Raw genomic sequence first — 23,773 nt, 5'->3', positions numbered from 1 at the left:
ATGTCCAGACCGAAACCGGTAGCACTCATCATTCTCGATGGCTTCGGACTTCGTTTGGAAGAGCAGGGGAATGCCGTTGCTCATGCCAAAAAGCCGAACTATGACCGTTACTGGTCAAGTTATCCACATACAACTTTAACGGCTTGCGGTGAAGCTGTAGGTTTGCCTGAAGGCCAGATGGGGAATTCTGAGGTAGGACACCTGAATATCGGCGCAGGCCGTATCGTATATCAGGATTTGACGCGGATTTCCAAATCGATTCGTGACGGTGAATTTTACGACAATGAAACGATCGTAGGCGCTGTACGTCATGCCAAAGAGAACGGCAAAAAGCTGCACCTTTACGGGCTGCTTTCCGATGGCGGCGTGCACAGCCACATTGAGCATTTGTTCGCTTTGCTGGATCTAGCTAAAAAAGAAGACTTCCATGAAGTGTACATCCATGCGTTCCTAGACGGCCGCGACGTGGCTCCGGATTCTGCGAAGAGCTACATGGAGAGCCTTTTGAAGAAGATCGCCGAAGTTGGCGTAGGTAAAATTGCGACTGTTCAAGGACGCTATTATGCAATGGATCGCGATAAACGTTGGGAGCGTACGGAGAAATCTTATCGCGCCATGGTTTACGGTGAAGGTCCAGCCTACACAGATCCAATGAAAGCTATTGTTGAATCTTACGAAAAGTCCATCTTCGACGAGTTCGTCATGCCAACGGTTATCGTTGGTGAGGATGGCAAACCGGTAGGTCTTGTTGAGTCCGGCGATGCTGTCATCTTCTTCAACTTCCGTCCGGACCGTGCGATTCAACTTTCCCAAGTCTTCACGAATGAAGACTTCCGTGGTTTTGACCGTGGTCCTAAAGTGGCTAAAAACTTGTACTACGTGTGTCTGACGTTGTTCAGCGAGTCTGTAGACGGTTTCGTAGCTTACAAACCGAAAAATCTCGACAACACTCTTGGCGAGGTGCTGGCTCAGAACGGCCTGAAGCAGCTTCGTGCAGCGGAAACGGAGAAATATCCGCACGTAACGTTCTTCTTCAGTGGCGGACGCGACGCGGAACTACCAGGCGAAACTCGCCTGCTTATTCCTTCGCCGAAGGTTGCGACCTATGACCTGAAGCCAGAGATGAGCGCTTATGAATTAGCTGATGCTGTTGTGAAAGAGATTGAAGCGGAACGTCATGATGCGATCATCCTGAACTTCGCAAACCCTGACATGGTTGGCCACTCCGGCTTGCTGGAGCCAACGGTTAAAGCGATCGAAGCGACAGATGAGTGTCTTGGCAAAGTGGTGGAAGCGGTTCTTGCCAAAGGCGGAGTTGTCTGCATCACAGCCGATCACGGGAACGCCGATGTCGTCACGAATGCGGACGGTACACGCAATACGGCGCATACAACGAATCCGGTCCCTTTTATTGTTACGGACAAATCTGTTACACTAAGAGACGGCGGAATTTTGGCAGATATTGCCCCAACATTGCTGGACTTCTTAGAGGTTAAACAACCGGAACAAATGACCGGGACTACGATCCTTAAGAAATAGCAACCAAATTAATTATATAAAAGGAGTGTTTTCTACAATGACTATTATTTCTGATGTTTATGCACGCGAAGTATTGGATTCCCGCGGTAACCCAACGGTTGAAGTTGAAGTCTATCTAGAGTCCGGCGCATTTGGCCGCGCTATCGTTCCATCTGGCGCATCCACAGGCGCGTACGAGGCTGTTGAGCTTCGTGACGGTGATAAAGGTCGTTACCTTGGTAAAGGCGTTCTGAAAGCCGTTGACAACGTTAACGAAATCATCGCTCCAGAAATCATTGGCTTGGATGCACTTGATCAAGTTGGCATCGACACGAAAATGATCGAGCTAGACGGTACTCCAAACAAAGCAAAATTAGGCGCTAACGCAATCCTAGCTGTTTCCATGGCTGTAGCTCGCGCTGCTGCTGACGCTTTGGATGTCCCTTTGTACACATACCTTGGCGGATTCAATGCCAAAACACTTCCAGTTCCAATGATGAACATTATCAACGGTGGGGCGCATGCCGACAACAACGTTGACGTTCAAGAGTTCATGGTTCTGCCAGTTGGCGCGCCTACTTTCAAAGAAGCTCTTCGCATTGGCGCAGAGATTTTCCATAGCTTGAAATCCGTATTGAAAGACAAAGGCCTTAACACAGCTGTTGGCGACGAAGGCGGATTTGCTCCTAACTTCACATCCAACGAAGAAGCGATCACAACTATCCTTACAGCGATTGAAAAAGCTGGTTACAAACCAGGTGTTGACGTATTCTTGGGTATGGACGTTGCTTCCACTGAGTTCTTCAAAGACGGTAAATACGTACTTGAAGGCGAAGGCAAAACATTCACATCCGCTGAGTGGGTTGACTTCCTTGCTGCATGGGTTGATAAATACCCAATCATCACAGTTGAAGACGGCTGCTCCGAAGATGACTGGGAAGGTTGGAAATTGCTTACTGAGAAATTGGGTAACAAAGTTCAACTCGTTGGTGACGATCTGTTCGTTACGAACACTGAGCGTCTTTCCACAGGTATCGAGCAAAACATCGGTAACTCCATCTTGGTAAAAGTAAACCAAATCGGTACGCTTACAGAGACTTTTGATGCGATCGAAATGGCGAAACGCGCTGGTTACACAGCGGTTATCTCCCACCGTTCCGGTGAGAGCGAAGACAGCACAATCGCTGACATCGCGGTTGCTACAAATGCTGGCCAAATCAAAACAGGTGCTCCTTCCCGTACAGATCGCGTTGCGAAGTACAACCAACTTCTTCGTATCGAAGACGAGTTGTTCAGCGTAGCTCAATATGCAGGTAAAAAAGCTTTCTACAACTTGAGAAACTTTAAATAAGTTGCTTCGTAGTAAATAACTAAATAACAGCAGGGTCGGATAGTGACTTGTGTCATTATCTGGCTGAGCGACCGAGGGGGTCATTGTATTGAGCAATTGGGTGAAGACTATTTTATTTCTGATAGGTTCCGCCTTGCTTACACATTGGATCCCCTCATCTTTTTTTCGTAACCTGGATACAATGGTTCACGAGTTTGGGCACGCGGTGGTAACGTTGGCGCTGTCTGGTCAAGTGCAGCGAATTGAGCTGTACGCTAACCATAGCGGTGTCACGCTTTCGGCGATTTCTGGGGCCAGATCGTGGTCGATCATTCCTGTAGCTTTGGCCGGATATACGACAGCTTCCGTATTTGCTTGGTTCCTGTTCTCAGCCTTTGCCAGAGGGAAGCAGCAGGTCGGTTTTCTGGTCATGATTACGATATCGGCCATTTCATTGCTCCTATTCGTTCGGAATGGTTTCGGCATCATGTTCTTAATCGGTTTTATTGCCTTGACGATCATTATGATGGCTATTCCACTGAAATGGCTGCGCAACTTTTATTACTTGCTGCTCGCTTTTCTATGCTTGGAAGAGTCCGTATTTGGACCGATTTATTTGATTCAAGCTGCGTCGCGAGATGCACGGCAAGCTGGGGACGCCACGAACTTGGCGCTTCATACAGGCGTTCCGACCATGGTGTGGGCGATTATCTTTACACTTTTCGCTTTGTGGTGTGCGAAGCAAGCGGTTCAGGCTTTTCTTGGGCGAAATAAACGGTCAAGAAGTGCCAATCGACAATCTTCGGCCTATTCCTACCGTGATTAAAACGTAGCCAAACGTCCAAACACCTCTTTTGTTGTTTTCTAGGACGAACTGTGTTAAAATACTCATGCTAGTCATATAAGCAAAAGTACAGGCAATTGGGGTGCTAATAAACATGGTAATCTTTATGAAAATTTTGTTGATCATAGCTTCAGTCGGATTAATTGCGATTGTTCTTCTACAAAAAGGTAAAAGCGCAGGGTTGTCCGGTGCCATCTCCGGTGGTGCGGAGCACTTATTTGGTAAACAAAAAGCACGAGGTTTAGAACTTTTCTTGTCCCGTTTCACGATGGGGCTTGCTGCTGCATTTTTCATTCTTTCCATTGTCGTAGCATACGTAGTGAAGGCCTAACACACATAAAACGATAACAGCAGGGGAAATCTACTCCTGCTGTTTTTTCATTTTAAACGGGCCTATAGGTAGGAGATGTTTACCATCGAAAGCAGAGTTTACAAATCCACGGAGCCTTTTTTCTGGACAGGCAAGGGGACGAAGCAGACAACAGGCATATTAATGATTCACGGGTTCACGGGATCGCCCTCCGAATTTCGAAGGATTGGGTATGAACTGCGGGATGAGGGCTACACGATCCAGGCAGTGAGGCTTCCCGGACATGGAACGTCACCGGAAGATATGATACGAACCGGATGGACGGATTGGTATGGGCATGTGCTGGAGAATTATGATGAGCTTGCGGCGAAATGCAAAAATGTCGTCGTGATGGGGCATTCGATGGGTGGACTGTTGGCCCTGAAGCTGGCGGTTGAACGTCAAGTGGCGGGTGTGATCTCGCTGGCTACACCGATTTTTCTGACGTCAAGAAAATCGGCGCTGGCGGTCATTATGCAGTATTTTATCAAATACATAAATAAGAAGCCCAGAACACTCTCCACGCTATTAGATGAGTCATGTGCATATACCAAAACGCCGATTCGCTGCGTCGTAAGTTTGCGAAAGCTTTTGAAACATGTAAAAGGTTTGCTGCCTCAGGTAAAAGCGCCGATCTGGATCGGGCAGGGGGGCAGGGATGGTGTCGTCCATCAGGGAAGCGCAGCGTTTTTATATGAACGCACTCGCTCTGAAAGCAAAGAGCTTCGTTATTATGCGAAATCATCGCACGGTTTGCTGCTGGATCAAGAAAGAGAGCTTGTTTATGCCGATATTGCGGCGTTTATCCTTTCTCTACAAGTGGCATACTATGGAGTAAAGGAACGGGTACGGTAAGTGTAGGACGAAGCTCAACAACAACAAGAAGGTGAAGAGTGTATATGATAACAGATCAAGATATTATTAGTTTGATGCGAGATGAGGCTTATAAGCCTATGTCTTATAAAGAGCTCGAAAAGCATTTCAAGATTGCAGGAGCGGAAGATTTCAAGGATTTTATTAAATTATTGAATCGTTTAGAGGAAAGCGGTCACGTGGTTCGAGGCGGGAATGACCGATATGGCGTGCCGGAGCGCATGAACTTGGTAAGAGGAAGATTGCAAGCCCATGCGAAAGGCTTCGCGTTTTTGATTCCGGAAGACCGGGAGCACCCGGATGTGTATATTAATGCGCATGATTTGAATACGGCTATGAACGGTGACATTGTTTTCGTGAAAGTAACGTCCAGAAGCCAAGGCGGGGGCCGCTTGGAAGGCGAAGTTGTGCGGGTGATTACACGCGCGAATACGCAGATTGTGGGCGTTTTTCAGGGACAGGATACGTATGCCTTCGTTATTGCTGACGATAAGCGGATGACGAGAGATATTTTCATTCCTCAGCATGCTTTTAATGGCGCAGTCACGGGGCAGAAGGTCGTAGTAAAGATTGTGAACTATCCAGAAGGTCGCTCTGCGGCTGAAGGGGAAGTTATTGAGATCCTTGGTCATAAGGACGATCCAGGCGTTGATATTCTGGCAATTGTGCGCAAGTTCCAGCTGCCGGAGGCTTTCAAAGAGGAAGTGCTGGAAGAAGCAGATGCTGCACCGGATTCGATTACGGAAGATGAGATTGTTAGCCAGGGGCGCCGCGATCTTCGCTCGAAGCGGATTGTCACTATTGATGGTGAAGATGCCAAGGATTTGGACGATGCAGTTAATGTAGAGCTTTTGGAGAATGGTCATTATAAATTAGGCGTTCATATCGCCGATGTAAGTTACTATGTTCGGGAAGGCACGGCACTGGATATCGAGGCTTATAACCGCGGGTGCTCCGTCTATTTGACGGATCGTGTGATTCCTATGCTGCCGCATCGGTTGTCGAACGGCATTTGTTCGCTTAACCCCAAAGTAGATCGCTTGACGATGTCTTGTGAAATGGAGTTCGATGAGAATCTTAAGGTCGTTAATCATGAGATTTTTACGAGTGTCATTAAGACCAGCGAGCGAATGACCTATACGAATGTGCGTAAGCTTTTGACGGGTGAGGCTGAGCCTGAGCTTGTGGAGCGTTATGCGTATTTGATGGAAGATTTTAAGCGGATGGAAGAGCTCGCAGCTAGACTTCGCGGCAGACGGATGAAGCGCGGTGCGATTGATTTTGATTTTGAAGAGTCTAAAATTCTCGTAGATGCAGACGGTAAACCAACCGATATCGTGAAAAGAGAGCGTTCTGTCGCAGAAATGATGATTGAAGAGTTCATGCTGGCTGCGAATGAAACGGTTGCTGAGCATTTTTCGTGGATGAAAGTACCTTTCTTATACCGTGTCCATGAAGATCCTGATGCTGAGAAGTTGATGAATTTCATGGAGTTCGTGACGAACTTCGGGTATTCGGTCAAAGGGAAGGGCAATTCCGTACACCCACGTGCGCTGCAAAGCTTACTCGAAGACATTAAGGGGACGCCAGAGGAGACTGTTCTTAGCAAAATTATGCTTCGCTCGATGAAACAGGCTCGTTATGATGCTCAAAGTTTGGGGCATTTTGGCTTGGCGGCGGAATTTTATTCCCACTTTACCTCTCCGATTCGTCGTTATCCCGATCTAATTATTCACAGGGTCATTCGCGAAGTGCTGGAAAACGGTACTTTGTCCGATGCCCGTCATGAATACTTGGCATCCCGTATGAGCGATATTGCGCAGCAATCATCGGAACGCGAGCGTGTAGCTGTAGATGCAGAGCGTGAAACAGAGGCACTGAAGAAAGCTCAATATATGCTGGATAAAGTGGGCGAAGAGTTCGAGGGCATTATTTCGAGTGTAACCGGCTTCGGGATGTTCGTTGAATTGGACAATACCGTTGAGGGCTTGATCCGTTTGAGCGATCTGACCGATGATTACTATAACTTCCATGAGAGACAGTTTGCTCTCGTTGGGGAGCGCACGTCCAAGATCTACCGGATTGGCGATGAAATTAAAGTCCGTGTGGCTCGCGTAAATATGGAAGAGCATACGATTGATTTTGAATTGCTGGATATGAAGCCTCGCAAAGAGGGTAGTTTTAGCCGTGGCGGTGGAGGCGGCAAGCCGTTCAAAGGAGCGGCAGGCTTCAAGGGCTTCCGTGGCGGCAAAGGCAAGCCGGAGAAGGGCAAGGGCGGCTATACCAAAGGTAAAGGTGGCTTTTCGAAGTCTCAGGGTGAGAGTGCGGGGCGGAGACGCAACGATGGAGGTCTTGTGGGTACGGCTGATGGAGCACGTGCAGGAGCGGGTCGTGGTCGAGGAGAAGGTAGTGCTGTTGGTGCAACTGATGGGGCGCGTGCGGGCCGTGATGGTGGGGCTGCTGGGCGTGTGAGATCGGGTCAAGAGCGTATAGAAGGCGCGGCTAGACGTGTGAAAGAAGGTCAAGAGCGAAGTGAAGCAGGTCGTGCGAGAGCAGGTCAAGAGCGTGGTGAGGGCACAGGACGTGCGAGGGCAGGTCAAGAGCATGGCGAAGGCTCAGGACGTGCGAGGGCAGCTCAAGAGCGTGATGGCGCTGGGCAGGGCAAATCGCGCCGCGGGAAAGGCGGTAACACGCCGTGGAGTGAAAACCGCGGCAAAGCCGGCGGTGGTCGCGGGAAGGCGCGTGGCCCTAAGCTGAGCGAAGGCGGCAGCTTGAGCTCAAGGCTTGAATCTGTCGGCGCAGGCCGGACAGATAGCGGTGCTGGCCGCGGCGAGAGCAAGCGCGGCCGCGGAGGTATTGCGCTTGGGGGCGAAGCCCAAGCGGGTGGTGGCTCCGCTGCTGAGCGCAGCAGCGGCGGCAGTGATTGGGCGAGCGGCGTGAACGCGCTCGCCAAGGGTGGTCGTCGCCGGAGTGACGGCGACGGTGGCGGTAGCAAGAAGCGGCGGAGATAACGCCGCTTCTTGCATTTCGGGCTTGATCTTGCTACAATAGGATGCACATTGTAGCAGTATTTACCTGCAGGAAATTGCGGGAGGAGGATCTCACGTGGCAACGAAGAAGGCAGATGGCAAGGTGCTTGCCCAGAATAAAAAGGCTTCACACGATTACTTTATTGAAGAAACGTACGAAGCGGGTCTTGTCTTGACCGGCACGGAGATCAAATCCTTACGGGCAGGTAAAGCGAACATTGGCGATAGCTTTTCGACGATTCGTAATGGGGAAGCTTTTGTCCATAACATGCACATTAGTCCTTTTGAGCAAGGTAACCGAAGTAACCCTGAGGATCCGACACGGACGCGGAAGCTGCTTTTGAAAAAGGTGCAGATCGCCAAGATGTTGGGCCAGGCAAAGCAAGAAGGTTACACCCTTGTGCCGTTGAAGGTGTATATCCGCAATGGATATGCTAAGCTTTTAGTCGGCATTGGTAAAGGGAAGAAGCAGTACGACAAGCGTGAATCGGCAGCGAAAAAAGATGCACAACGCGACATTCAACGCGCGCTGCGCGAGAAGCAGAAGATTGCCAGATAACGTGGCAAAGGTATTGGTAAGCAGCACCTAGACTTCCACAAACCTGAGCGTTCATTTTTGCACAGCTTGTGTTATACTAGGTCTACAGCAAATGATTCAGTTTCAAAGAGCAATTTCGCTCTGACAGCTCGTCTTTTACCTTCTCCGCTCTATGGGCGGAAATGAAGGCAATCCGGGGGTGTTCTTGGATTCGACGGGGATAGTTCGAGCGCGGGTTGCGGGTAGTGGGGACGCGTCCGCTTTAACAACGCTAAAGCCTATTAAATGGCAAACAAAACAACAACTTAGCTTTCGCAGCTTAATAACCTGTGAGCTAGCTCCTCCCTCGCATCGCCCATGTGCTAGGATAGGGGCCCAACCTTAGTGGGATACGACGTTTGGTCTCCGCCTGGGGTCGGACGTAGGAAGACAATCAGGCTGACCCAACGCAGAGCGGGTTACGGCGCGCTGCTCGGGTGACATCAAAACTGTGACTACACCCGTAGATGCCTGTGTGGCGATATTTTCGGACAGGGGTTCGACTCCCCTCACCTCCATACAAAAGAAAGAAGCACCCGTGAGGGTGCTTTTTTCTTTTGCATTAGGAGGTACGGGGGTAGAACCCCTTGCGGGTTCGCCCGCGCGGACCGGAGCGTAAGCGGAGGGAGCACGGCATTGAAATGTACCGCTAGGGTAGTCGTTGTAGAGTGTGCTTCGTCAGTAAGTTAGATGGACATTTCAATACTCCCTCAGTTTTTTCTTTTGTATAAGGAGGACGGGGTACGGGGACTGAAATACTTACCATTGAAAAAATGGTGAGTTTTAAAACATATTCTCTATTTTCCCCTTTGAATTCAATAACATTTACGAACATTTAACAAATATTCGGTGAATATTATTCGCCTTTTCCTTGAGATTCCTTTGTGAGTTTGCTATACTTTCAACATAATAAAAAATGGATAACTCGTATATGCTCGGTAATATGGTCTGAGCGTCTCTACCCGGCTCCCTAGAATGAGCTGGACTTCGAGTTAAAGTATAGGGTATTTGGTTTGTGACCAACGCATCATTGAATTTGGCAAAGCTTTATTTTGCTTTATTTTATACTTTTGCTCTCTAAGTCTAGCTCCGGTTCCGGGTCTAGTGTAGAGAGCATTTTTTATTTGTAGATTTTTGTTGGGCTTAATTCATCGAGTGTATCGAACATCAAGGGGGAAATTAATTTGTTTAAGAAGTTTGGGTTGTTAGGAGTAGTTGGCACATTACTGGTAACAGGAGCTGTAGGCTGCAGCTCTGCTCAAAAGACTAGCGCACAAAAACCTATTATTATTGAGGGTCCAATGCCAATTGAAGCTGAGAAGTTTGCTAAAAGATTGGAAAATGTTACGGAAGAAAAATCGGGAAGTTTTGTATTTTATAAAGGGACTGTAGATAATTATCCTGTTATCGTTGCAAAAACAGGCAAAGGAATGGAAAATACGGCTGCTGCTACGGCATTGGCTATTGAAAAATATAACCCTATAGCTATTGTTAACCAAGGAACATCAGGGGGACATGATCCAAATTTAAATGTTTTTGACATCGTTCTAGGACAAAGAACAACCAACATCGGTTCATTTAAAGCGGCAGACAAGGGTGCAAATCAGGGCATTGATCCAACATTATGGAAACCTATGGATTTGATGGCCTCTGAAGGAAGTGCAGGGGAAGATCCGAACGCCGAAAAACCTCGTTTTTATGAGGGAGACAAAAATCTATTGGCAGCAGCCAATGCCGTCAAAGATAAGTATACGAAAGGTAAGGTCGTTGAGGGTACAATTGGTTCAGGGGACTTCTGGAATAACGAGGTTGATCGAATTAAATGGCTGCATGACAAATTTGGCACGTCCGTGGAGGAAATGGAAGGTGCCTCGGCAGCGCAAATTGCTAATTCGTATAGTGTGCCATTCCTGGGGATCAGGGTTCTCTCTAACAATAAGACAAACGGTGGAAAATATGATCCAAGTACAGCAGAGGGATGTCAGGAATATGTGTATGAAGTGGTCAAAAAATACATTTCCACATTGCCGAAGAAATAATAGTACAAAACAAAGATACCAGAGGGATAAATGATAGATATGAATCACAAACAACAGTTGTAAATAATTGGTTAAATGTGATATGATTTCATTATATAATATCCCATAAAACGGAAGCACCGTGCCTGCAGAAGTCAGTTTTCTGCACGCATGTGTGCTTTTTTTATCTGTAGTTAGAGGAGGAGGGGATCGTGTAGACCTGTCATTTAGATGGATAGTCATCAGGTTCTATTAAGGGAAGCGCTGATAAGTATGTTGTATGCTATAATTTGTATTAAGAGCTAATACCTTCGGGGGTGAAGTGATGCGCTGGGAAGAGGTTAGGGAGCAATTTCCGGACGAGTGGGTGGTCTGTGAAGCTTTGAAGTCTCATTCAGAAGATGGCTACTGTTACACCGTTTTGAAGATTCAACAGTGGCTATGAAGCGTTATTACGAATTACATCGTAAGCAACCTTATCGAGAGTATGGTTTTTTTCATACATCTCGTGAAATCCTGAAGCTTCGCGAGAAGTGGGCAGGGGTACGGGGACTGACGTGGAGTATGGCTTACCATTCATAGAGGTTACGATTTGTTATCGGGGTGAAAAACTCCATTTGAAGAAAATTCTGCTGGATACCGGTTCAGCGGGAACGGTATTCAGTGCTGATGCAGTGGATGTCATTGGTGTTAAGGTTGAACCAGGGGATGTTTTGAACAAGATCAGGGGAGTAGGAGGAGTAGAGGTCGTGTACTCTAAATATTTTGATTTTGTGAGAACAGGAGAATCTTCACTAGATGGTTTTGAAGTAGAGATTGGAGAAATGAATTACGGTATGGAGATTAACGGAATTCTTGGCTTTGATTTTATTCGGTCTGCTGGGTTAGTCATAGATTCCAAGGAATTGATGGTAGCAGGGAAAGTGTGAGCTGAGCTGAACATCATGACTCGGATTAGTACTTCCCAATAATTTATTACTCATGAACCTATATCCAATAAAACGGAAGCACCGTGCCTGCAGAAGTCTTTTATCTGCTCGCATGTGTGCTTTTTTTTTTATCTGCAATAAGAGGAGGAAGATATCGTGTATCCACAAGTTAACTCACCCAAAAAAGTAACGGAGAGATGGCTTAATCAGGCATTTGCCCCGCTGAGTGATTATTTGAACCGGGAGCACCCGGAAGAGGCCCGCAAAATAATGGCTTATATGACATTCATGTGCAATGAAGATCAGCGGTTTTATTACAAAAATTGCATATCAAATGATTCTATCGTTCTCAATCAATTAGGGGAGCTGGTTTTCTGCGGCAGGGAAGCTCTTCGCTATAAATTCGAGTACCCGGAAAGCACTTGGGTGGATCGTCCGTCAAAAGAAGAACGCTTTGTTCATCCGAATGTTACGAAGTGGATGGAAAAAAGCCTTAATAAAAAGGCTGAGGAGAAATACGGCGAGGAAGTAAGCATTTTTCTTCAGGAGCTGTGGGGACCGATTGTGAATTTTGATTTTAGTGATCTGAAAGTAGGCTATCCCATAAAACGAGCTAAAACACGCTACTGTCTTTACCTTTACCCCTCTGAATTCCTGACGAAAACTGCCATCCAATTTGTTGGAGACGAAATCGTAGAGAGAAGATGCAGCTACTCGCAATATTCCGAATACGAGAAACAAGTACGTAACCTAAACTATGAGGGATGGCAGGTGATTACTGTCATTCGGGAGTTTCTTGATAGGAATCTCGACCAATTCCGGCTGTATATATCTAAAGCAGTTGAGATGGCTGAGCCTAGGGATCAGATGTATATGTTAACGGAATTGGGCCGGAGGGAACAATGAAAGTAGCCCGTAAAGATTTTTGATTTTGCGCTAGTGGGGTAAGATGAACAAATTGAGCTTCTCTCTCTGGAGCAGATCATGGACATATGCATTGGAAACACTTTTGTGGTTTGATATAGTGATTGTAACGGCAATTGTGTTTACCGGGAGGATGATTCACGGATGCATATTCTATCATTTGAAGAGCAGATAAGCAGTGTTATTATAAACCGCGGTTACAATTATTACATGGATGATCTTGTGTCTACTATAGAGGAAATTAATGAGAATCTCTTTGCAGCAACTGTTGAGGGAAGAAGTGATGACTATAATGTTATCATCGCTTTGAAGGAAGATGGCGAGATACACTCTCATCATTGCACATGCCCGTTCGAGGGGCCAGTTTGTAAGCATCAGGTTGCTGTGTTTTATGAACTGCGTGCTGAGAGGGAAGAAAATATGTTTGACGGAAAGGAGAGTCAAGTCGAGACGACTTTCTCCAATAAGAGCAAGGATAGTGCTGTCAACGACGGTAAAGATACAAAGGTGAAACGGGATATCCGCTCGATTTTGGCAGAGCAAAGCAAAGATTACCTGGTTGAATTTATACTCTTGATGATTCAGGAGGATCAGGATATTGCAAAGCAAGTCCGGTTGCGCTATGAGCGTGGTGATGTTAAGACAGAACTATCGACTTGTTATGAGTTGATTCGCAGCCACATCAAGAAGCATGTAGATCGTCACGGATTTGTTGCTTATGGGAAAGTCCCCCAAGCCATTCGTGGTGGGGAACTTGTGCTGGAGCGCGCAATTAATGATTGGCGAGATGACGACCCACTGTCTGCTATTCATTTCTGTTTTTGTGTCATGCATGAAATGATTGAGCTGCTGCAGGGTGCGGATGATTCGGATGGAGCTATCGGAGGGTTGATTGAGGACAGCTTGGAGACGGCTACTCGTTTAGATCTCGATGCCATGACGCCGGACAAACAGGCGGAAATCTTCCGTGTTTTGCTGGCGGAAGCGATGGCATCACGCTATGACGAGTGGTCCGATTGGCGTCATTCGTTGCTCGATGCTTGTGCGGAGTTGTCGCAAACACGGGAATTGCGCGAGGCGCTGAAGCAGGCCATCACGCAACTCGAATTGCGCACAGTCCACTCGCATTACGAATGGTCAGCCAATCATGAGCGTGAGGCGCTCGCTAGACTGCGTTATAAGTTGCTAGATGAGGCGGAGAAAGAGGCTTTCCTTCTCGCGCAATTGGACAAGCCTTCCTTTCGCGAGGAGGCCATACGGCAAGCGATAGATGCACAACGCTATGACGATGCCATCCGCTTGGCAGAGCAAGGCGAGCTTTCAGATCAGGAGCGAGGTCTGCCAGGGCTTGTGACGAAATGGAAGATGCTGCGCTATGAGGCATGTGCAGCTGCGAGTTACACGGCACAGATGAGAGAACTGGCTTTCGATTTGACGATTGACGGGGATTATACTTACTATCTTGAGCTAAAACAGCTTTATTCGGAGGCGTCCTGGCAAGAGGTGTACGATCGGCTTATGCAGCAAATGGGACAGAAAGATTATAATTTTAATAACGTGTACATTCGGATCATGCAGGATACCAATGATCATGCCCGTCTCCTTAAGTATGTACAGGGGCGACCTTATGAAATTGTGGATTATTACGCCGATTTGGCGAAACATTATCCGGATGAAATGTGTCAACTATTCCGCGGGTACATCGAACTACGAGCGAGTAATGCGAATAATCGTAGTCAATATAAGCATGTGGCCAAGTTGCTTGTCACATATAGGCAAGCCTGTGGACCTGACCATGCAGAAGCGCTGCATCGGCAGTTTTTAAGCGGATATGTACGGAGGACGGCGTTTTGTGAGGAGTTACGGAAGATAACCTCAAAAATCGTGTAGGTTAGGATATGTCCAAGAAAGGGGGATCTGTGTGGGAAATCAATACGATGTGTTAGCCGGATTTTTTCTGCAGGTGCCCATCGACATATTCGGTGTATTTCAAACAAATCTCCAGCATGGCAGGTATCAAGGCCATAAGGCGCAGCCAACAACGAAGGGCGGAGTTCTCATTGCGTTGAAGGGGGAAGCCAATTTTGCCTACGATGGGGTAAGCTATCTGATGAGTCCGGGAAAGGCCATCATTGGCGGCTATAACCGGCACTTTGAAATTGCTGTAAATTCTTCGGAGTTTGAATATTTTCTTGTTCATTTTTTACCGGTGGCTCCTAATGAGGAGAAAGCTCGTCTTGTGAGAGAGGTTCATTTGCTCCATATCGACATGGATGCGGGGCTGCTGCAGGTGATGAAGCAATTGAAGCGGTACTCCACTGAGCTGGGGCAAATTGAGCTGCTTGAGAAGAAAACATTATTTTACCAGCTAGTGAATAAGACATTGACGTACGAGCGCTACCTGCAAAATAGAGAGAGCCATTCGATGATGGAGCAGACGATTGAGCACATTCGGCAGCATTATATGGAGCCGATCACGCTGGAAGGTTTGGCGGAGCAGCATGGGATGAAGGGGAAATATTTTTCGCATCTGTTTCAAAAATATACAGGAATCGGTCCTATTCATTATTTGATTGAATATCGCATGAAGGTTGCTTATGAACTTCTGGTGACGACCCCTTTTGCTGTGAGGGACATTGCTCGAAATGTGGGGTACCCGGATGCGTATTATTTTAGCAGGCTGTTCAAAAAGCATTACGGCATGTCACCAACCGCGTTGAAAAGGGGTGAATGAGGAATAAATCCATCAGCACATCGGGAAAATCTCTATTTGCGGGAGTCGGTTCGAGTGGTAATATAAAATCGATAATGATAATCGTTATCACTTACTGATTCACGAGAGGAAGATTCCTGATGAAAAAACAATATATGCCGCTTCTGACAGCGTGCGTGATGATCGTATTCCTTTTACTAGCCAGCGCATGCTCCGGCAGTTCCAAATCTAACACAGCGAGCAGCACTCCTAACCCGTCCGCGACACCTGCGGCGAGTGCCAGTTTTCCAAGAACGATAACGAGCGCCAAAGGCGAACAAGTGACGATTACGAAAAAACCGGAAAAAGTTGCGCTTGTTCATTGGGGATTGACGGAGGATCTATTGAGTTTTGATATCCCATCCATCGGCATTGCGCTTCCATTTGCGGAAAAGCAGTCCCTGCTGGGCATCGATTTGTACAAGCCTTACATAGATATGCATAAGGAAGTAACGATTGTCGGTGAGAATACGGAAGTGAATATGGAAAGACTGCTGCAATATGGTCCTGATCTCATCATCGCAGGTACGGAGACGAATCAAAAGGTTGTGGACCAGTTGTCGAAGATTGCGCCGACGATTTTCATTGACGAAACGAAGACAGATGTTTGGAATGACTGGCCGGGCGTGATGACGAAGTTCGGTGAAATCCTTGGACAAGAAGATATTGCGAAGCAGAATATCGACAAGTTCAACAGTAAGGTTACGGAAGCGAAGGACCAACTGAAAGCTGTGCAAGGTAACGTAGCCTATCTCCAGGTGAGGGATAAAACGATGTGGCTGCAGGGTACCCAATATGCCGGTCATTACTATGAGCCGCTGGGCCTAAAAGCGCCGGAGCAAGCGAAAGGCGAAGGTGCAGCGATTACGCTTGAAGGCTTGGTTCAGATCAATCCGGATTATATTTTCCTGGGTTACTTTAATTACAGGGATAAGTCTCTGCCTGCTCTTGCAGACGAGTGGGAGAAAAGTGACGTTTGGAAAACGCTGAAAGCTGTGAAGGAAAATCATGTGTATAAAATTGACGGGGAAGTTGCTTATGGATTTGGTCCGATCAGCAGGATGTTTGGGACTGATGCCATTGTGAAGGCATTGAAGTAACCGTTAAGTCGTAGAGTTGCAAAATTGAAAGGAGCTTGTCACTGAAATTCAGTGCAGGGCTCCTTTTTGCGTTACACGTTGTATTCGTTGCGATCTCTCCAAATACTCCAGTGGAAGCTAGGGAGAGTTCTGTTAGCGCCCTTATAAAATAGATGCCAATGGGTACGCTATAAGCAAAAGGAGCTGGGAATATGAATATTATGGAGGTATTCGGCGATGCGATAAAGCCGTTTCTGGATGGCGAAAAGCCTCCTTTAAATGTCGGGGAAGTCATGAATCTGTGGTTTTATTTCACGGCAACTGATCAAACGATGCGGGGCGAACAGGTCTCTTTTAATATTACGGAGGATCCTGAACTGAAAGAAAAGCTGCAAGAGGTCATTAATGATGTGCATCGGCCGATACTCGACGAGATAACGGTATTTTTGAAAAAGGAAGGTATCCCGATGCCAGAGGCGTCGCCGGATAAGCCGGTTGGCGATTTTCGACATATTCCTGTGGGGTCGAAGTTGTCAGATGAGGAGATAGCAAGTTTGCTCAGCTTTAATTTAGTATTGGGAATCAATTATGGCAGCCGGGGATTGACAGAGGCGGTTCGGCCGGATGTGGCTGCGTTGTTTGCCAAGTTTCAGATGAAAAAGATGATCTTTTCGTTAACATTTAAGGATTTATTGATGCGAAAAGGGTGGTTGAAGACCCCGCCGTATTTTAGACCGGAAGCATGAGACGAACGGAAACCGTCAGAGAAGCCGCGGCCACTGCTATATAAAGAAAGAAGCACCTGTGTAGGGTGCTTTTTTGCAATCCTTATGGTCTTAACATTAGTGTCTGGATAAGCTCCTCTTGTGTGAAAGGCTGCTTCCTTCCTGAATGAATAACCCTGACAAGGTAAGGCTTATCCGGATTTTTCATATGGTAAAATCCAGGAATACGCATGACCCTCGACAGGTTTGTAATCATAGGATCTGATCCGAATTTGCTGGCTAGCGCCTTTTGAATAGGAACGAATTTGGATATGGATCCGTTTTGAATGGCCCAATAGATGTGATAGCCGTTTTTTGTTTCGACGATCATGGCATTTTTAATCTGCGACCAGTGCTTCTTGAGGAAGGTTTTTTTCAATTGAGCAACCTGCTCTTCAGCGCGATGAGCTCTAAGCAGGTATTGCCCTTGTTTCCCTTTTTTAATTGTGATGGATTGGATCCGCTCTAAGGGGTCAGATTTAAGTTGTTTGATTCGTGCTTTTAATTGTTCTTTGGTTTGGAATTGTTCGGATATTTTATTGAGATCGACATCGATAAACTGTGCTCTGATTTCTTTGATTTCGCGACTCTTTTCATCTCTGCGGTTAATTTCCATGAATACGGCGTAGCCTTTGGCATTTTGACTGAGCAAATGAATGGATTTGTTGTTTTTAGAGAGCAGCTCGATGTGAGGGACTTGTTTTTCCAACAGCAAGAGGGGTTTATGCAGCAGGATGGCTTGTTTGTCGTTGGATGAATTCAAAGAGTGTGCAGAATTAGCGTTAGTTGGCTTTGAGCGTTCAGCATCGTGAACTAAGATAAAATGAAGTTTTTCGTCTCCTTTACGGCAAATTTTATGAAGAAATTGATGCATATGGCTGGAACTGCGCTGAACCAGGGTGGAGTATTGCGTGGGTTTATTTTTCATCTGGCCACATCCCTTTGTCTAGGTTTCCGACACCAAAGTGATTGGTATTCTAAACATTCATATTCTGAAAAGATAAGCCAAGTGTTAACTTTTGAACCTATTTTCATGGGGAGTAGGGATGTTCGCAAGTGAAAAAAAGACACCCGGAAAGGATGTCTTCTTTTCATAACTTTAAGGCTGTTTGACTTGGCCGCGAATTTCACCTTCCGAATTACGATTGGTGTGCACGTTGACGTAGGCGTTACCGCTTTCGAATTCAGTGATTAAGTCTTTAAGCGTCTTTCCTTGCAGTGGACCGACTAAGTCCTGATTCGTTAAAATGCCGCGAATGGCGCCTCGTCTGACAGAAATGCCGAATTGGTTGGGGCCAAACAGGCAAGCAGCAATGGGACCGCCCCGCCCTGGTCGCGCAAGATGAATATGGGCTTGGGTGGCGCGGGACATATTTCGCAAGATCAAGGCGAATCTTAACTGGCTGCCGCTGCTGTTCAGCTCGAATATGGCATCTCCGGTTGATAAAGTTTGTACGGGGGGCACTTCGTTTTTACCGTTTAGAAAGGCTTTGTATATGGTTGGAATAGGTCTTCACTCTCCTTATCTAGTAATACTTCTATGTATTCATAGATTGGGAGATTTGCTTGTTGATAGGCCTAAATGGCAAGAATTTCATCGTGCGAGAGGGCGATAGGGGGTGCTTGGGGAACTATAGTCCGTTATTCTGGCGGGAAATGGAGTCTTGGCTAAATCGAGGGAACTGTGTTCCTCTATTTCGCTGTTTTTTGCCTGAAAAGGGCGGCACCAAAGACAAATAAGGCCCTGCAGGCCCTGCAGTTCCGCTAGAGGAGGAAAGTGCTCGATTTCCTTCAAATAGCGGCCTTCAGTTCCTTTAAATTAGAAGACTCACCGCCAGGTTCTATGAATGTATGGGAAGTTGGCTAATGGTGAGTACGATAATCAGATATCTTTAAGCAGCCTTCTGACGGTCATACAAGTTGAACATGATGTTGTACAGGACTGCGGAAATCACAGCTATGCCAGCAAGCAAAATGAACGTCCATGTGAACCCAATCCACGATGAGATCGGGATGGACAGCGGCGCTAAGGTGCGTCCAAGCGTATACCGCAAGCTGCCTGCGGCAAAATATTGGCCGCGCATATGCTCGGGAGCCAGGCGGGAGACGAAAGCTTGCTGAGGGCCCGCCGACATTAGCTCAGCCAGTGTGAACACGGCAATCGCGAGGGTGAAGCCCCAGAAGGTGGACATGTGGCCGAACAACACAATGCCAAGTGCATAGAAAAGCGCACCGCCGATGAATACGTAGCGGTCACGGTAAGCGAGCATCCACTTGGTCACAAGGACGGTAAAGAGGGCTACGAACAAGCCGTTCTCGGATACAATCAGGCCGAACAACTGCTTGCCGGATAATTGCAAACTCCAGTCCCCGTAGGAGAAGATCGTCGATAACTTCACGGTTTCCTCCATAAAAACAGGGAACAGCAAATCCAGCTGCATGAAGGTTTGAGACAACAGCACACCGGCCAGGATGAATAGCAAGAAGACGCGGTCAGCTGCAATGATCTTGTAGTCGCGCAGCTGCGCGGCGAGGAACCGGTACCAAGGCTCACCGGTTGTGGAACGGTTGCGCTCGGCTAGCTTCTCCGGCAGCGTTTCGTGCAGGGTGCGGCTCATCGTCAAAGAGAGGAGAAGACAGAACACCGAAGCCGCGAAAAGCACAATATACGGATTATCATCGTAGGTGATAGACCCGAGCAGCGGGCCGACAACGACAGACACGTTCGCGGCTGTATAGAAGATGGCAAAGACGCTGGAGCGGTGCTCCTCTTTCACAACGTCCGCGACCATCGCTTGGCTGGCAGGCCAATAGATGGAACCGGACATGCTGGCGAAGCTGAACCCGATGAAGCCAAGAACGGGCATCGCGAGCAGAGGCGAAGCGGCAAGAGCGAAGACGCCATAACCGACGCCTTGTCCGCATGCCGCGAGGACCATCATCCGTTTGCGTCCGAAACGGTCAGCGCAGTAACCGCCCATTAAGTTGGCGAAAACGGACAACGTTTGTGACAAAATCAGGAGGACGCCCGTCCAGCCTTTGCCGAAGGAATTCGCAAAATAGATCGATAAAAACGGAAAAAAAGTCCAAAAAATAACGTTAAAAGCGGTCTCTCCGCCAAGGCGGATTTTTAAATTAATATCCCAATCTCTCATTCTCATCTGGCTGTTACCTCTAGTTGATAGTGTTTACTTACATACTACCATTCTTGCTAAATAAACAAAACGAAGGAAGGACATGCGGATAATCGGATTAGCGAAGCGACAATGAAGGGTTTGATCCGGGAAAACGTATCCGCCTGAAGACCGAGAAGGAATATGACCTGCGTCTGAATGAATTCCGTGACTGATCGTGTATACTGATATAAAAAAGCAGCAACAGGAGGAACTTTTATCATGAATGCTGGAACATGGATCGGGTATGGCATTGGCGCACTGGTTATCATACTGGTAATATGGCTCAGAACCCGTGGCAAAACACGTCCGATTAAAAATAAAGGTCTGGGAATATTAATTCCCGTCATCATACTACCTATTCTATTTGGTTTTTCCATCTACTCGTTAACGAAAATCCCTGATCATCCTTTTCATTTACCTGTGATCTGGGAGATGTTGTGCGCGATGCTACTGGGCGTCGGGCTGGGCAGTATTATGCTGTACCATACGGGCTACGAGAAGCGGGAAGACGGGTATGTGTACGCGAAACCAAACAAGAATTTTAAGTATGTCATCATTGCTGTGCTGGTCATTCGTATCGCGCTTTCGCAGTATTTCAAAGGGCTGGATTATACCGAATTTACCGTTCTTACGATGTTAATGGCGTACTTATACATTTCAGTTTGGCGAATTGGCAGTTTCATGAAATACCGCAAAGCGAGTGTGAACTAAATCACGACAGAAGAGTACCCGGGCTGCTAGCAGCTTGGGGCTTTTTTATTTTGGCGAAAAGGTCAGGCTCTCACGATATATCAGTAGAAGATCCGAACTGATTGTTGTAATATATAATAGACAAGAAATGACAATATTTTCACACAGTGAGTAGGTAAAATGGGGGTGAGGTGTCACATGAAATTTCTGTTCTATTTTGCACAATGCAGTGCATTGATCGTGACTTTTGTTTTTCTATTAAGATGGCTGTACCCCTATTATGTAAAATGCTCCAAAAGAGCGCAGTCGCTCATTTTCGGAATCGCTTTCGGAATCTTCGGTCTGCTTATTATGCAAATGCCGTTACATGTCGCGCATGGGCTGCATATGGATGTCCGCTTTGTAAGCGTTATATTTTCGGCTGTTTTTGGCGGACCACTCTCTGCAATCGTTACAACTCTGATGGTCGGCGCTTATCGCATCATGCTTGGCGGAGATTTGCTATTTCCACTAGGTTCTCTTGTGACTACGACGTTGATCAGTATAGTTGTCCATCGATGGTCTGTGAAACGTAGAAAGCTTATGGAGAGATACGGTTGGTTGCTAGGTCTGGTTATCAGTTTGCAGACAGTAGGCTGGGCGCTGCTTGCCCCTCAGGAAACGATGAACTATTTTATGACAGAATTTGCAATAAGTTATGTGATTTTTCATACGGTTGCCATCCCACTTTACTACTCATTGATTGCTTATGAAATTAGAAGCTATGAAACGGAGATCAAACTGCGCGAGAGCGAGAGCCGGTATCGGACGCTGGTGCAAAACTCGCCTGACCTCGTCTACTGCTGTGACCTGGACGGAACGATTACTCAGGCTAATAATAAGATGTCGCATTTCTTAAAAATGAACGAACGTGATTTGCTCGGGAAAAATGTGCTGGACATGATCTTATCTGAGAAGACTCGCGATAAATGGAAGCAAGCGCTTAACGAGGTGTTAAGCACCAAGGAATCCAAGTCGTTTGAAGCGGAAAGCCTGCTGCCATGCGGTGGCAATAACTGTATGCATTACACGCTTTCGCCGATTTTCAATCGGAACAAGGAGATCGTGGAAGTGACGGGAACCGGCCATGATATTACCGAACTAAGGCAGCAAGAGAAGGCGCTTCATCAATACAAAGGCCACCTCGAGGAACTGGTGGAGGCTCGCACGTCTGAGCTCGCGGAAGCCAAGGAAATGGCCGAGTCGGCGAATCGCGCGAAAGGCGAGTTTCTGGCTAATATGAGCCATGAAATCCGCACGCCGCTCAATGCGGTGATTGGTCTAAGTTATTTGCTCCAGCAAACAGAGCTTTCAGAGCAGCAGCAAGTCTATGTGGATAAAACGATTATTTCCGCCAAAAATTTGATTGCACTCATCAATGACGTTCTGGATTTCTCGAAAATCGAGGCCAAGAAGCTGGTCATTGAGCAAGTCGATTTTGACCTGTATGATGTACTCAACCAGATTTCGAATCTCATAGGAATGAAAGCGTATGACAAAGGGTTAAAGCTGCATTTCTCCATTCATCATGAAGTTCCGCAAATGCTTGTCGGCGATCCTTTCCGTTTGAATCAAATTTTGATTAACCTGTCGAATAATGCTGTGAAGTTCACGGATCAGGGCGAAATTTCTTTTGAAATCTGCCTTTTGGCCAAAAGTGAAAGGGGTGTCACTCTCGGATTTACGGTTCGCGACACCGGAATCGGGATTACGGAAGAACAACAGGAGCAGTTGTTCCACCATTTTACACAGGCAGATATGTCAACAACCCGAAAGTATGGCGGGACAGGGCTTGGTCTTGTGATCAGTAAAAATCTTGTCGAGCTGATGGGCGGAGCGATAGGGGTAGAGAGTCAAGCCGGGCAGGGCAGTTCATTCTCCTTTACTGCGGATTTTGGTTATAGTACGGGATCGCGGCTCACGTCGATGAATCAAGACTCACAGTTGAAATTGCTTCGCGTGCTGCTCGTTTGTGATGATGGGGATATGCAGCTTGTTCTCAAAAACCAGCTGGAACAATTCCAGTTTATTGTCAACACAGCAGAATCCGAGAGTGGCGCAATTGAACAAATTTACCGCAATGGCCGCTATGATTTGGTCATCGTAGATTGGAAGCTGAGGGAATCGGTTGCCGTTCCGCTTGCTGAACGCATTCAGCTCGAATTTTCTTCGCCTATGCAGGTCATTGTAATGGTTACCGCGTATCATGAGCCGGAGCTGCAGACGCGCATCCGTTCGCAAGCCATAGATAAGGTGTTGTATTACCCGATCAGCCAGTCGCAATTGTACAACGAGCTTATCAGTTTGTTTCAGCAGCATTTTGTGGCCAAGCAGGTCACAGGGCCTGATCCGGAGAAGTCGGAGCGTTTCAAAGCACTGCAGCATGCGAACATTTTGCTCGTGGAGGATAATGAAATCAATCAATTGGTTGCAACGGAAATGCTGAAGGAAGTCGGCGTGGTAGTCGATGTGGCTGAAAATGGTCTGGAAGCTGTCTCCCGCGCGAAGCTGAGGCGGTATGATGCCATTTTGATGGATTTGCAAATGCCTGTGATGGGCGGCTACGAGGCGACCAAACAGATTCGCCAGTTGGAGCATGCCAAGGATGTTCCGATTATTGCGATGACGGCAGACGCGATGAAAGGCGTGAAGGAGGAAGTGCTCGAAGCGGGTATGAGCGGCTATATTACAAAACCGTTCGATCCCATTCAGTTGTTCGGTTTGCTGCAGCGGTTGATACAAACTTCGAGAGTGAAGGGATATAAACAGATCGCGGCATCGTCTGAGACGACAGGTAGGCCGGATGTGAAATAAACGTACTGCGCTGCAAGCCATGGGGAGTGCGTTTTGATATAATGTAAAGGCAAGTACTAACGAAGCGG

The 23,773-nt window shown here is 47.1% G+C and carries 19 protein-coding genes, 1 other RNA gene and 1 riboswitch; of the genes, 17 read left to right on the top strand and 3 right to left on the bottom strand.

Annotation, left to right across the window (positions count from 1 at the left end; all coding sequences use genetic code 11):
* The 15 genes from gpmI to GON05_RS27495 all read left to right on the top strand — a co-directional run bounded on the left by gpmI (position 1) and on the right by GON05_RS27495 (position 16,968).
* The gene (gene gpmI, locus GON05_RS27570; protein ID WP_157323727.1) at positions 1-1,539 is read left to right on the top strand and encodes a 2,3-bisphosphoglycerate-independent phosphoglycerate mutase; all 1,539 of its coding nucleotides are present in this window, start codon (positions 1-3) and stop codon (positions 1,537-1,539) included.
* 37 nt (positions 1,540-1,576) lie between these two features.
* The gene (gene eno / locus GON05_RS27565) at positions 1,577-2,869 is read left to right on the top strand and encodes a phosphopyruvate hydratase (RefSeq protein WP_127457101.1); all 1,293 of its coding nucleotides are present in this window, start codon (positions 1,577-1,579) and stop codon (positions 2,867-2,869) included.
* An 88-nt stretch (positions 2,870-2,957) separates the two neighbouring features.
* A complete protein-coding gene (locus GON05_RS27560) occupies positions 2,958-3,674 on the top strand; it encodes a M50 family metallopeptidase (RefSeq protein WP_157323725.1) in 717 nt (238 codons plus the stop codon).
* Between the two features lie 112 nt (positions 3,675-3,786).
* Positions 3,787-4,023 carry a preprotein translocase subunit SecG gene (gene secG, locus GON05_RS27555; protein ID WP_029196004.1) on the top strand — a complete coding sequence of 79 codons (237 nt, stop codon included), beginning with the start codon at positions 3,787-3,789 and terminating at the stop codon, positions 4,021-4,023.
* 75 nt (positions 4,024-4,098) lie between these two features.
* Positions 4,099-4,896: an alpha/beta hydrolase gene (locus tag GON05_RS27550; protein WP_157323723.1), complete on the top strand. Its 798-nt coding sequence runs from the start codon at positions 4,099-4,101 to the stop codon at positions 4,894-4,896.
* A gap of 44 nt (positions 4,897-4,940) precedes the next feature.
* Positions 4,941-7,925, top strand: coding sequence for a ribonuclease R (gene rnr / locus GON05_RS27545; RefSeq protein ID WP_157323721.1), 2,985 nt, complete (start codon positions 4,941-4,943; stop codon positions 7,923-7,925).
* A 94-nt stretch (positions 7,926-8,019) separates the two neighbouring features.
* Positions 8,020-8,502 carry an SsrA-binding protein SmpB gene (gene smpB, locus GON05_RS27540; RefSeq protein ID WP_167053092.1) on the top strand — a complete coding sequence of 161 codons (483 nt, stop codon included), beginning with the start codon at positions 8,020-8,022 and terminating at the stop codon, positions 8,500-8,502.
* Positions 8,503-8,676: 174 nt separating this feature from the next.
* Positions 8,677-9,041, top strand: a transfer-messenger RNA (tmRNA) gene (gene ssrA, locus GON05_RS27535).
* A 384-nt stretch (positions 9,042-9,425) separates the two neighbouring features.
* Positions 9,426-9,528, top strand: a riboswitch (purine riboswitch).
* A gap of 218 nt (positions 9,529-9,746) precedes the next feature.
* Positions 9,747-10,559 carry a 5'-methylthioadenosine/S-adenosylhomocysteine nucleosidase gene (locus GON05_RS27530; protein ID WP_246239516.1) on the top strand — a complete coding sequence of 271 codons (813 nt, stop codon included), beginning with the start codon at positions 9,747-9,749 and terminating at the stop codon, positions 10,557-10,559.
* Between the two features lie 596 nt (positions 10,560-11,155).
* Positions 11,156-11,467: a retropepsin-like aspartic protease gene (locus GON05_RS27520; RefSeq protein ID WP_157323717.1), complete on the top strand. Its 312-nt coding sequence runs from the start codon at positions 11,156-11,158 to the stop codon at positions 11,465-11,467.
* Between the two features lie 156 nt (positions 11,468-11,623).
* Positions 11,624-12,373 carry a hypothetical protein gene (locus tag GON05_RS27515; RefSeq protein WP_157323715.1) on the top strand — a complete coding sequence of 250 codons (750 nt, stop codon included), beginning with the start codon at positions 11,624-11,626 and terminating at the stop codon, positions 12,371-12,373.
* A 162-nt stretch (positions 12,374-12,535) separates the two neighbouring features.
* On the top strand, positions 12,536-14,281 hold the full coding sequence (locus GON05_RS27510; protein ID WP_157323713.1) for an SWIM zinc finger family protein: 1,746 nt from the start codon (positions 12,536-12,538) through the stop codon (positions 14,279-14,281).
* Positions 14,282-14,312: 31 nt separating this feature from the next.
* On the top strand, positions 14,313-15,125 hold the full coding sequence (locus GON05_RS39950; RefSeq protein ID WP_157323710.1) for a helix-turn-helix transcriptional regulator: 813 nt from the start codon (positions 14,313-14,315) through the stop codon (positions 15,123-15,125).
* A gap of 119 nt (positions 15,126-15,244) precedes the next feature.
* Entirely contained in the window at positions 15,245-16,243 is a 999-nt protein-coding gene (locus GON05_RS27500; RefSeq protein ID WP_157323708.1) for an ABC transporter substrate-binding protein, read from the top strand.
* A 191-nt stretch (positions 16,244-16,434) separates the two neighbouring features.
* Positions 16,435-16,968, top strand: a complete 534-nt coding sequence (locus GON05_RS27495; RefSeq protein WP_157323706.1) for a DUF3231 family protein — start codon at positions 16,435-16,437, stop codon at positions 16,966-16,968.
* An 82-nt stretch (positions 16,969-17,050) separates the two neighbouring features.
* Here GON05_RS27495 and GON05_RS27490 read toward each other — a convergent pair whose 3' ends face one another.
* From GON05_RS27490 to GON05_RS27480, 3 genes are all read right to left on the bottom strand, one after another.
* Positions 17,051-17,914 carry a DNA-primase RepB domain-containing protein gene (locus tag GON05_RS27490; RefSeq protein WP_157323704.1) on the bottom strand — a complete coding sequence of 288 codons (864 nt, stop codon included), beginning with the start codon at positions 17,912-17,914 and terminating at the stop codon, positions 17,051-17,053.
* A 171-nt stretch (positions 17,915-18,085) separates the two neighbouring features.
* The gene (locus tag GON05_RS27485) at positions 18,086-18,484 is read right to left on the bottom strand and encodes a CHRD domain-containing protein (protein ID WP_309492509.1); all 399 of its coding nucleotides are present in this window, start codon (positions 18,482-18,484) and stop codon (positions 18,086-18,088) included.
* Between the two features lie 394 nt (positions 18,485-18,878).
* Positions 18,879-20,147, bottom strand: coding sequence for an MDR family MFS transporter (locus GON05_RS27480; protein WP_157323703.1), 1,269 nt, complete (start codon positions 20,145-20,147; stop codon positions 18,879-18,881).
* Between the two features lie 234 nt (positions 20,148-20,381).
* Between GON05_RS27480 and GON05_RS27475 the strand changes: the two genes are divergently transcribed.
* Complete coding sequence (locus tag GON05_RS27475; RefSeq protein ID WP_157323701.1) at positions 20,382-20,873, top strand: CcdC protein domain-containing protein; 492 nt, start codon at positions 20,382-20,384, stop codon at positions 20,871-20,873.
* A 177-nt stretch (positions 20,874-21,050) separates the two neighbouring features.
* On the top strand, positions 21,051-23,705 hold the full coding sequence (locus GON05_RS27470; RefSeq protein ID WP_181646607.1) for a hybrid sensor histidine kinase/response regulator: 2,655 nt from the start codon (positions 21,051-21,053) through the stop codon (positions 23,703-23,705).
* Positions 23,706-23,773 lie beyond the last annotated feature (68 nt).

It is taken from the genome of Paenibacillus anseongensis, assembly GCF_009757995.1.
GTDB lineage: Bacteria > Bacillota > Bacilli > Paenibacillales > NBRC-103111 > Paenibacillus_E > Paenibacillus_E chondroitinus.
Note: the sequence above shows the minus strand (reverse complement) of the source record. Positions and strands in the feature narration are given on the sequence as shown.

Coding starts and splice junctions, on each gene's coding strand:
- secG (WP_029196004.1), top strand. CDS start 3,787: ATGGTAATCTTTATGAAAATTTTGTTGATCATAGCTTCAGTCGGATTA.
- GON05_RS27510 (WP_157323713.1), top strand. CDS start 12,536: ATGCATATTCTATCATTTGAAGAGCAGATAAGCAGTGTTATTATAAAC.
- rnr (WP_157323721.1), top strand. CDS start 4,941: ATGATAACAGATCAAGATATTATTAGTTTGATGCGAGATGAGGCTTAT.
- GON05_RS27550 (WP_157323723.1), top strand. CDS start 4,099: ATGTTTACCATCGAAAGCAGAGTTTACAAATCCACGGAGCCTTTTTTC.
- gpmI (WP_157323727.1), top strand. CDS start 1: ATGTCCAGACCGAAACCGGTAGCACTCATCATTCTCGATGGCTTCGGA.
- GON05_RS27495 (WP_157323706.1), top strand. CDS start 16,435: ATGAATATTATGGAGGTATTCGGCGATGCGATAAAGCCGTTTCTGGAT.
- GON05_RS27480 (WP_157323703.1), bottom strand. CDS start 20,147: ATGAGAATGAGAGATTGGGATATTAATTTAAAAATCCGCCTTGGCGGA.
- GON05_RS27500 (WP_157323708.1), top strand. CDS start 15,245: ATGAAAAAACAATATATGCCGCTTCTGACAGCGTGCGTGATGATCGTA.
- GON05_RS27490 (WP_157323704.1), bottom strand. CDS start 17,914: ATGAAAAATAAACCCACGCAATACTCCACCCTGGTTCAGCGCAGTTCC.
- GON05_RS27475 (WP_157323701.1), top strand. CDS start 20,382: ATGAATGCTGGAACATGGATCGGGTATGGCATTGGCGCACTGGTTATC.
- GON05_RS27470 (WP_181646607.1), top strand. CDS start 21,051: ATGAAATTTCTGTTCTATTTTGCACAATGCAGTGCATTGATCGTGACT.
- eno (WP_127457101.1), top strand. CDS start 1,577: ATGACTATTATTTCTGATGTTTATGCACGCGAAGTATTGGATTCCCGC.